Origin of the sequence: Streptomyces doebereineriae (assembly GCF_031845645.1) — a bacterium.
In the GTDB taxonomy this organism is placed as follows: domain Bacteria; phylum Actinomycetota; class Actinomycetes; order Streptomycetales; family Streptomycetaceae; genus Streptomyces; species Streptomyces canus.
The window spans coordinates 1-586 of record NZ_JAVREZ010000091.1; the positions used below are offsets into that span (position 1 = coordinate 1).

Genomic DNA, 586 nt, shown 5'->3' on the forward strand with positions numbered 1-586 from the left:
GGTAGCGGGTCCGGTCGGGCTCCGGCCCCTGGACGTACATCATCTCGCCGCCGCGCAGCTTCCCCTTGCCCTCGGTCTTGCCCTTGTCGCGTTCGGCGAAGAGGAAGGCCGCCTTCTGGATGGCGCGGCCGCCCTCGCCGGGCCGTTCGCAGACGGCCCAGCGCTTGGCGGTCCCGGCGTCCTTGGGGTCGGGCAGCCGGTCGGGGGCGTACGGGATGCCGAGGGTCGCGCCGTGCGGGATCTTGCCGTTGTCGAGGACCGACTCGTCGACGTTGACGACCTTGCCCTTGCCCGGGTCGAGCAGGAGCTTGGCCGAGGACATGTTCAGGACGGGGTGGAGCTGCTTCTTGTCGCCGGTCTTCAGCACCACGTAACGGGTGGTGGACTCACTGGCGATGATGACGTTCTCGTGGGGCTTGTCCCACTCCTTGGGGGCCACCGGCTTGAACATGCCCCAGGCACCGAATCCGGCGAGGATGACGACCCCGATGATCGCGCCAGGCAGGACCGCGCGCAGGGGGCGCGGGGCGCCTTCCTCGGAGCCGGTCGGGTTGGGTTGCAGGAACTGTGCGATCAGCCTTCGCTT

At 69.3% G+C, this 586-nt stretch carries 1 protein-coding gene; it reads right to left on the reverse strand.

Annotation, left to right across the window (positions count from 1 at the left end):
• A partial coding sequence (locus RNB18_RS50850) for a type VII secretion protein EccB (RefSeq protein WP_311720908.1) occupies positions 1 to 586 on the reverse strand: 586 nt, incomplete at both ends.